The sequence below is a fragment of the Floccifex sp. genome (assembly GCF_051873555.1).
In the GTDB taxonomy this organism is placed as follows: domain Bacteria; phylum Bacillota_I; class Bacilli_A; order Erysipelotrichales; family Erysipelotrichaceae; genus Floccifex.
Map to the genome: position 1 here is coordinate 1 of NZ_JBJEEY010000085.1, position 2,124 is coordinate 2,124.

Genomic DNA, 2,124 nt, shown 5'->3' on the forward strand with positions numbered 1-2,124 from the left:
AAAAAACCTCATGATTTTAAAGGTCGACTTTGACCTCATCTAGTTTTAAATATTCCAAAAACGACAATGATCCTTTTTTTTATAATTGAAATATTATACCCAAGCCAGCGCAAATACATACAATGACAATGGGATGCAGTTGTTTGAATTTTTTACAGAAAAAATACATGGCAATTAATAAAATTACATTGAGTATATTAATTTCTGTTGAAATTTGTTCATTTTCAAAAACAGTAACGACCAAAATACCAAAACCAGCAGAAGCAATCATGGCACATACTGCAGGTCTTAAACCATAAAAGGCATCTTGTACAAAATGACTGTTTTTAAATTTTTGTAAAAAATGAGCAACAATACAAATAATAATGACACTAGGTGCTACTAAAGAAAGAGTCGTGACAATGCCACCTAGAACAGAATTTGTTGTATGAAAGCCAACATAAGTAGCCATATTCACACCCATAGGCCCTGGTGTTGATTCACTGACCGCAATCATGTTCATCAGCATATCTTTGGTAAACCAGCCATATTTGTGAATCATTTCATACAAGAAAGGAATGGTAGCCAATCCGCCTCCTAAAGCAAATAAACCCGTTTTAAAGAAGGCAATAATTAATTGAAGAATTAAGGAAAGAGTCATGATTTCACCTCTTTCATTTTAAAATACGAAACCAGAAGTCCTGCACAAGCACTAATGATCACAATAACAATGGTTGGCACTAGAGATGTATATGTACAAACAAAAGAAAGAATAAATAATACAATTCCTGTCACATCTTTTACACCGGTTTTAAATAATTTTAAGGTTGCATTAAAAATCAAGACACAAACCGCAATTCGAATGCCATGTAAAGCATGTTGTACAATTTCAATTTCAGCAAAGTTTTGCAGAACCGAAGCAATAATAGAAATAATCACGATGCTTGGAAAAATAACACCCAAGGTCGCAATAATTCCTCCCAAAATTCCTTTTTGATAATAACCAACAAAGGTTGCAGTATTCACAAAGATGACCCCTGGCGTACATTGACCCACGGCATAATAATCCATAATTTCTTCTTCTGTAGCCCAGTGATGTTTCTCTACAACTTCTTTTTGAAGCATGGGAAGCATCGCATAGCCACCTCCAAAAGTGAATGCACCAATTTTGGCAAATGTTAAAAATAAATCCATGTAATCTTTCATATTCTTTTCACCTTGTTTCATTTTACACCATTTGTATTTTTTGTAAATTGTTGTACAATAAGAAAAACTAGAAAGGACTCTATTATGAATGTTGGATTTATTGGATGTGGAAATATGGGAAGTGCGATGATAAAAGGAATGCTTCAAAATAATTCCATTTCTTCATCAAACATCTATGTATCCGATCACCACGAATATAATTTTGAAAAAATTAAAGATTGTCATGTTCATACAACGCTAGACAATCAAAAAGTTGCTCAAATGAGTGATGTTTTATTTTTATGTGTAAAACCATATGTCTATGAAAACGTCATTCAGGAAATTAAAGACCTGGTAAAGGAAAATGTCATTATTGTTGCCATTGCAGCAGGTAAAACACTTGCACAAGTGCAGCAAATGTTTCAAAGAAATATAAAAATTGTAAAAGCTATGCCCAATACACCTGCCATGGTATTAGAAGCCATGTCTGCATTATGTACCAATGAATTTGTATCCAAAGAAGAAAGTGAACAAATTTTGTCTTTGTTTCAATGTTTTGGAAAAGCAGAATTCGTTGAAGAAAAATATATGGATGCCATTACAGCTATTTCTGGAAGTTCACCTGCCTATGTTTATATGATGATTGAAGCTATGGCAGATGCAGGTGTTAAATACGGTTTGAGTCGTAAACAAGCTTATGTATTTGCATCCCAGGCTGTTTTAGGAGCCAGTAAAATGGTATTAGAAACAGGTAAACATCCTGGACAACTAAAAGATGAGGTATGTTCGCCACAAGGAACAACCATAGAAGCGGTATCAAAACTAGAAGAAACAGGATTTCGTTATAGTTTGATAGCGGCTATGGATGCTTGTTTTGAAAAGTCTAAAAAAATGAAATAGCCACAACAATGTCATTAAGTTAAGAATAACAACATTTAGGGGGTAACAAAAAAATGTACC

3 protein-coding genes are annotated in these 2,124 nt (G+C 33.5%); 1 reads left to right on the forward strand and 2 read right to left on the reverse strand.

Annotation, left to right across the window (positions count from 1 at the left end; translation table 11 throughout):
• Positions 1 to 79: 79 nt before the first annotated feature.
• Together ACI32A_RS05150 and ACI32A_RS05155 are read right to left on the reverse strand one after the other, a co-directional pair.
• Positions 80 to 640 (reverse strand): chromate transporter, encoded by a 561-nt coding sequence (locus ACI32A_RS05150; RefSeq protein ID WP_439753965.1) that lies wholly within the window; start codon positions 638 to 640, stop codon positions 80 to 82.
• Complete coding sequence (locus tag ACI32A_RS05155; protein WP_439753966.1) at positions 637 to 1,185, reverse strand: chromate transporter; 549 nt, start codon at positions 1,183 to 1,185, stop codon at positions 637 to 639. Before ACI32A_RS05155 ends, ACI32A_RS05150 begins: the two co-directional genes overlap by 4 nt.
• Positions 1,186 to 1,269: 84 nt before the next feature.
• Between ACI32A_RS05155 and proC the strand changes: the two genes are divergently transcribed.
• Complete coding sequence (gene proC, locus ACI32A_RS05160) at positions 1,270 to 2,064, forward strand: pyrroline-5-carboxylate reductase (RefSeq protein ID WP_439753967.1); 795 nt, start codon at positions 1,270 to 1,272, stop codon at positions 2,062 to 2,064.
• Positions 2,065 to 2,124: the final 60 nt, after the last annotated feature.